Source organism: Vibrio sp. V42_P2S4T144 (assembly GCF_009904715.1).
Classification (GTDB): domain Bacteria; phylum Pseudomonadota; class Gammaproteobacteria; order Enterobacterales; family Vibrionaceae; genus Vibrio; species Vibrio alginolyticus.
In genome coordinates this window covers 1-6,981 of record NZ_WXWS01000685.1, presented here as the reverse complement: position 1 = coordinate 6,981, position 6,981 = coordinate 1, and the positions used below count along the sequence as shown (strand labels likewise).

Here is a 6,981-nt window from a genome sequence, read left to right as displayed (position 1 = left end):
CTATTTAACGACACCTTGAGGCATAATCTAACGCTTGGTGGGGATTTTGACGAAATGTCACTTTGGCGTGCGCTTGAAGTGGCTCAGCTGCAAGATGTTATTTCTCAACTGAACCACGGCTTGGATACTCAAGTTGGTCGTAATGGCATTCGTTTGTCAGGAGGTCAACGACAACGGCTTGCCATTGCTAGAATGGTGCTGAGTAATCCTCAATTTGTTATTTTAGACGAAGCCACGTCTGCGCTAGATACCGCTACTGAAGCGGCTTTACACAAAGCACTGACCGAGTTCTTACGTGGTAGAACAACATTAATCGTTGCGCACCGACTATCCGCTGTTAAACAAGCCGATTTGATCTACGTGCTTGAAGATGGGAAAGTGACGCAAACAGGTACTCATGGTGAGTTAGTTGAGCAAGAAGGCTTATATCAAACCTTATATGGGGGCATACAGTCCCACGCTTAAATCGTTCAAGCTAGAGAGGTCGTTATGACCTCTCTGTCTAAGCACGCCATGCAACCCAATAACGTACGTCTGTGCCAAGGTTGTGAATTGCCTGTCGACATCGTCGACTTACCCCATGGCAAAAATGCACACTGCCCTCGTTGTGGTACACAATTATATCGCGGAGGTAGCCCTAGCCTCTCTGGTAATCTAGCCGTCGCGATAACCTGTATCCTACTATTTATTCCATCGCACTTTTTTAACTTTATTAGCATCCGACTCTTTGGTGTGATGATTCCGGCAACCCTGCCTTCAGGGATGATCACATTGATGGAAGAAGGATTTGTTCTTCTTTCATTGCTCATTCTATTTTGTAGCTCTCTAGCGCCACTGACGGTTTGTGTTTCAGTGGTAACGGCGCATATTTCTTTACATCAACGATGGTTCCGTGGGCTTCGTATCTCACTGTGGCTAATTCAACATTTGAAGCATTGGGTTATGTTGGATGTGTTCTTAGTTAGCATCGCCATTTCCTGTTTTAAACTCCAAGATTATTCCGACATTTTCGTCGGTCCAGGGTTAATTGGTCTGGTTCTTTTGCAGATATTTACCGTTTTGTTAGTTTCAAGAATCAGCGTGCGTCGTTATTGGGAAGCTTGGAAACCAGAAAGTTTATATGCTTTTGAGCATAAAGATGTGCATTGCCATGAATGCCACTTGTCCCAGCCTGAAGGTGACCATTGCCAGCGTTGTCATCACGAGTTATATCATCGCAAGCCAAACTCCATTCAGAAAACATGGGCTTACCTCATCGCAGCAACGGTCGCCATCTTCCCTGCTAACCTGATCCCTATTTCCATCTTGCTAACCAATGGTAAGCGTTTGGAGGACACTATTTTTTCAGGCGTGGCTGGTTTGGTAAAAAGCGGCATGTATGGAATCGCTGCGATCATTTTTGTTGCGAGTATCGTTGTCCCGGTGATTAAAATACTTGGGCTCGCCTACATCATGCTTTGCATCCAATTCAAACGTTCGGTGTTTAAGAGACAACGAATGATGGTTTACTTTGTTGTTAAATGGATCGGTAAATGGTCTGTGATGGATTTGTTTGTTATTTCTATCATGATGACGTTAGTCGATCGTGGTCAGATACTGGATTTCACACCAGGATATGGCGCCGTAGCATTTGGTGTTGTCGTAGTGTTGACCATGCTTGCAGCAGAAAGTATTGATCCAAGGCTAATCTGGGACCAAACAAACCCAAAACAATCAGAAAAAGAGTCAATGAATGAGTGATCAGAACAGTTCTCAAACGTCATACGTACCAGATGTAAAGCGGAGTAAAGGCATATCTCCTCTTTGGCTGTTGCCAATTTTGACCATGGTCTTAGCTGGCTGGCTTGTTGTGAAGTCGATACACGATGCAGGACAACGAGTGCAAATCTATTTTTCTGATGCCGCTGGTCTTGTCGCCGGCCGAACCACTATCCGTTACCAAGGATTAGAAGTCGGCATGGTAAGAGACATTAACCTCACCGAAGATCTCGGCAGTATTTATGTCGATGCTGATATCTATCCTGAAGCTGCAAAGTTACTGAACGATAAAACACGCTTTTGGTTAGTAAAACCAACAGCTAGCCTAACGGGAGTTTCCGGACTGGATGCGCTCGTCTCAGGTAACTACATCTCGATTCAACCCGGAGATGGTCAAGAGTTTGAGACAACATTCCATGCGTTAGACTCTGCTCCAACAGATTTACGCGTTTCTCAAGGTTTGAATATTAAGCTCAAAAGCCGTGATTTAGGTGGTGTATCGGTTGGCTCTCAAATTGTTTATAAGAAAATCCCAATCGGTGAAGTGTACAGTTACCAGCTAGATGAAGATGCAAAATCTATCACTATTCAGGCCAACATTCAGGATCAATACCGACATATCATTAACAACCGCAGTCGATTCTGGAACGTCAGTGGAATTGGTGCCAGCATCGGTTTTGAAGGTGTCGATGTAAGACTAGAAAGCATGAGTGCCTTACTAGGTGGCGCCATCGCCGTCGACTCTCCGGATGATGGTGAGCCTGTAGAAGAGAACACCGAGTTCCGTTTGTATAAAGATTTGAAAACTGCTGGTCGAGGCATCGCGGTTAAAATCGTCCTACCTGATGACAGCAAGATCAGCGGAGAAGGCGCTCCAATTATGTATCGCGGAATCGAAATTGGCCAAGTTACGGACTTGAGCCTTTCCGAAGGCCGAGAAGTGATATTGGCGTCAGCGGCAATTCAACCCGCTTTTAGTGACATGCTGACGACAGGTACTCGATTTGTCTTAGAAGAAGCAAAAGTGTCCCTCTCTGGTGTAGAAAACATTGCTAATTTAGTGCGAGGTAACTTCTTAACGATCGTGCCGGGCGCGGGTGAACGCTCTCGCCGCTTTACTGCCATTCGTAAAAACGTGTTTAACCAACAGCAAGAAAAGTCCATCGCGATTCGGTTGGTGTCCGACAATTCGTTTGGCCTAGATAGCGGTGCCAATGTACTTTATAAAGGCATCGTTGTTGGTTCAATCATCAAAGTGGGCCTAGTTAAGGAAGATAAAAAATCACAACACGAAGTATTTATGGATGTATTGATTGACCATGAATACAAACATCTGATCAAATCAAACAATCGTTTTTATGTAACCGGCAGTGCGTCAGCAGAGTTAACTGAATCCGGGCTCAGCGTTACCGTTCCTCCAGCAAAGCAGTTGTTAACCGGGTCAATTAGTTTTGTGAGCGAAGGCAAGCAGGATATTCAAAAAGAGTATCAACTGTTCCAAAATGAATCATTGGCTGAATTGGCGCAGTACAATCAAAGTGGCTCTAGGGCTCTAACACTATTTGCTTCTGAATTGCCGCCGATTTCCAAAGGCAGCCCTCTACTCTATCGTAATCTTCCAGTTGGTAACGTCTCCGATTTCCAACTAGTTGATGGCGGAGTACTAATTAAGGCTACTATCGAAAACCGCTTCGCTTATCTTGTAACGCCAAAAACCGTTTTTTGGAATCGTTCAGGGATTGAGATAGATGCATCATTAGCTGGCGTCAGTGTGAAAGCACACCCTTTGAAGTCGTTAATCGAAGGTGGCATCGCTTTTGACTCCGTGCCAGGCGTTGAAAACAAAATCGGAGAAAACTGGAAGCTGTATTCTGATCAAAAAACCGCTCGCAAGTTTGGGCGCGTCATTGCTTTAGAAACCGACGGTTCGCAAGAGATTGCTAAAGGAATGCCGATTGAATATCAAGGTGTTAAAGTTGGTGAAATCACTCTGGTTGTACCGAATTTTCGTCGTAACATGGTTGAAGTCACTGCAAGGATCCTACCTGAATACGTAGAAAACATTGCGGTTGAAGGTTCACATTTTTGGCTAACTGAACCAGAAATTGGTTTAGGTGGCGTTAAAAACCTCGGAGCGTTGGTGTCGAAATCCATCAGTGTTGAACCAGGTAAAGGTAAAGCCAAATTTGATTTTCAGTTAGAAAATAGTTCAGAACGCGTGCATGGAATCATGTTTACGTTACAAAGTGAACAAAGAGGCTCAGTACAAGTCGGTACACCTATTCTTTACCGCCAGATGGAAGTTGGCCAAGTGACCGACGTAAGCCTAGGAGAATTTGCTGATCGCATCGTCACAACTATCAAAATACAGCCTGAATACGCTTACCTCGTTCGTCAAAACAGTGTGTTCTGGAATGTTTCAGGAGTAGATGTTTCCATCGGGCTTACCGGCGCTAACATCAAAGCGGGAACCTTTGATAGTTTAGTTCGCGGAGGAATTGCGTTTTCAACGCCAGAGCAATCGACTATTCCACCAGCGGCAAAGAGTGGGCAATCTTTCTTTTTGTATTCACAAGCTGAAGAAGGTTGGACTCAATGGCGTACAGCGATTCCTAAGCCGTAGAATAAAGCTCAATTCACGTACAATTGAAGTTTGATCACTTTAAAAGAGCAGCAATCGCTGCTCTTTTTTATTGCTCGGCCCTTGTCACTATTCGTTTCTGCTTCGCTTTCGTATATTATTTGCCACAAATTCTGCAAACGAGATCCCACATTGCATCCTAATGTTTACATCCCAGACGCGTTTCTGGAAAAAATCCAAACTATCCTTCCAGCTCACCTCAACATGGAAGACTTTATCGCATCGTGCCAAAAGCCACTGCGCAAGAGTATTCGAGTTAATACGTTGAAGATCAGCGTTGAAGCGTTTTTAGAACGAGCAGAAACAAAAGGCTGGAAGCTTTCTCCCGTGCCTTGGTGTGACACAGGTTTTTGGATTGAAGCGGATGAGTCAGTTGTACCATTAGGCAACACAGCAGAACACATGTCTGGCTTATTCTACATTCAAGAAGCCAGTTCTATGATGCCGGTATCTGCTCTGTTTATGAATGATGAATCTTACGATACCGTGTTAGACACCGCAGCCGCTCCAGGCTCAAAAACCACTCAAATTGCAGCTTTAATGAACAACGAAGGTGTACTTGTGGCCAATGAATACGCCGCAAGTCGTGTAAAAGTACTGTACGCTAATGTGGAACGTTGTGGGGTACGTAACGCCGCACTAAGTAACTTCGATGGACGCGTTTTTGGCGGTTGGCTACCAGAACAATTTGATGCGGTTTTGCTCGACGCGCCTTGCTCTGGAGAAGGCACCGTTCGCAAAGACGAAGATGCGATGAAAAACTGGACGCAAGCTTCCGTACTCGACATCGCTGACACACAGAAAGATCTTATTGAAAGCGCCTTCCATGCATTAAAGCCCGGTGGTGTGATGGTTTACTCAACATGTACGCTCAGTACAGAAGAAAACCAACAAGTTTGTCATCACTTGAAAGAAACCTTTGGAGATGCTGTAGAGTTTGAAAGCCTTGAGAACTTGTTTGAAAACGCAGAGGCAGCCCTAACTGAAGAAGGCTTTTTGCATATTTTCCCGCAGGTCTACGACTGTGAAGGGTTCTTTGTTGCAAGAATTCGCAAACTGGCTGCTGTTGAGGCGCCAGAAGTCAAAAAGCGCATGGGGAAATTCCCCTTTGCTAAAACTTCAAAAAAAGAATCGACAGAAATTGCTCAACAACTCCAAAGCGCGTTAGGTATTAAACTTCCAAATGACAGTTCTGTATGGCTTCGCGATAAAGATGTCTGGTTATTCCCTAATGCTTTAGAACCGATGATCGGCGAATTACGCTTCTCCCGTATGGGTATAAAGATCGCGGAAGCCCATAAAAATGGCTACCGTTGGCAACACCAAGTCGCGACTGCCCTGGCGACAGGTTCTGAAAGCAACGCCATTGAACTCAGTATTGAAGAAGCGCGCGAATGGTACATGGGGCGTGATGTTCGCCCACAAACCATTCCTGAGGGAATGAAAACAGGTAAAGGCGAAGTACTTGTCACCTATCAAGGCGCAGTTATTGGCCTTGGCAAGTGGGTAAGCAACCGAATAAAGAATGGTCTTCCTCGCGAATTAGTACGAGATAAGAACTTATTTTAAAGAAGTAGCGAATCATAAATAAATGAAAAGCCATCGTATTTGCGATGGCTTTTTAATTCGTAAGTATGAAAGCAACTGGGCTCGCTAGCGATCCGGATACGCTGTACTAAACTAGTTGTATCAAAGTAATGCTTTGATGTGGCATTTCTCTCTATGTTCACCAACAAAATTATTGTTGGACAAGTTTAGCGCAGGCTCTGCGGAGCCGTTTCCCCTAGGCCCAAAAAAAGGAAAAGTTTGGGCCGTTTTTTTGGCTGCAGATCCGCTATACGTGAGTTAGGACTACGCTAGACGAATACCGTCTTTCTCAATGACAATTTTACCCTGCTTGTATAAGCCACCGATGGTCTTTTTATAAGTCCCTTTACTTGTGCGGAAAGCATCAAAAATCGCTTCAGGAGACGACTTGTCATTCAAAGGCAAAAATCCGCCTTTCTTCTCTAGCAGGTCAAGGATCTTACTAGAAAGATCGTCCATTTTCGCCACACCAACTTTTTGTAGAGCAAGGTCGATTTTGCCATCTTCACGAATGTGCTTAATAAAGCCTTTCAGCTTTTTACCGATGTAAAGCTTACCAAAAACATCCGATGGGAAAATCATGCCCCAATGCTTACCGTTAACGATAGCTTTATAACCAAGTTGACTACGCTCTGCGATGATCAAATCAACTTGCTCGTTAACTTCATAATTCGCTGGAGTTTTATCTAACCATTTATTGAACTTAGTCGTACCAACAATGCGACCTGACGCTTTGTCGGTATAAACATACACTAAAATGGTTTGTCCGGCAGAGAAGCGAGTGCGTTGCTCACTAAAAGGAATCAGTAAGTCCTTTTCTTTGATGCCCCAATTTACAAAAGCACCTGTCGCATTCACACCCTCAATCTTCATTAAACCCCATTCACCCACTTGGGCAATTGGTCTTTCAATGGTCGCAGCAAGTTGGCTTTCTGAATCGAAGTACAGAAATACGTCTACATGCTCACCAATTTCAGTACCCTCTGGTACATACT

Annotated in this window: 5 protein-coding genes; 4 read left to right on the top strand and 1 reads right to left on the bottom strand. The window is 44.4% G+C overall.

Translation table 11 applies throughout. The features are described from left to right. From CAG68_RS22015 to rsmF, 4 genes are all read left to right on the top strand, one after another. The coding region (locus CAG68_RS22015) for an ATP-binding cassette domain-containing protein (protein ID WP_161441663.1) at positions 1-465 on the top strand (465 nt) is incomplete at its 5' end. Positions 466-489: 24 nt separating this feature from the next. Continuing rightward, on the top strand, positions 490-1,740 hold the full coding sequence (locus CAG68_RS22010) for a paraquat-inducible protein A (RefSeq protein ID WP_017821871.1): 1,251 nt from the start codon (positions 490-492) through the stop codon (positions 1,738-1,740). Continuing rightward, the gene (locus CAG68_RS22005; protein WP_054576878.1) at positions 1,733-4,381 is read left to right on the top strand and encodes an MlaD family protein; all 2,649 of its coding nucleotides are present in this window, start codon (positions 1,733-1,735) and stop codon (positions 4,379-4,381) included. Before CAG68_RS22010 ends, CAG68_RS22005 begins: the two co-directional genes overlap by 8 nt. 150 nt (positions 4,382-4,531) lie before the next feature. Continuing rightward, the gene (gene rsmF, locus CAG68_RS22000; protein ID WP_086046768.1) at positions 4,532-5,968 is read left to right on the top strand and encodes a 16S rRNA (cytosine(1407)-C(5))-methyltransferase RsmF; all 1,437 of its coding nucleotides are present in this window, start codon (positions 4,532-4,534) and stop codon (positions 5,966-5,968) included. Between the two features lie 282 nt (positions 5,969-6,250). On the opposite strand, the gene CAG68_RS21995 is transcribed toward rsmF, so the two are convergent. Beyond that, positions 6,251-6,981 (bottom strand): S1-like domain-containing RNA-binding protein (locus CAG68_RS21995; RefSeq protein WP_161441662.1); only part of this gene is annotated, 731 nt, incomplete at its 5' end.

Excerpts from the sequence above, each read along its gene's own strand:
- CAG68_RS22005 (WP_054576878.1), top strand. The coding sequence starts at position 1,733 with ATGAGTGATCAGAACAGTTCTCAAACGTCATACGTACCAGATGTAAAG.
- CAG68_RS22010 (WP_017821871.1), top strand. The coding sequence starts at position 490 with ATGACCTCTCTGTCTAAGCACGCCATGCAACCCAATAACGTACGTCTG.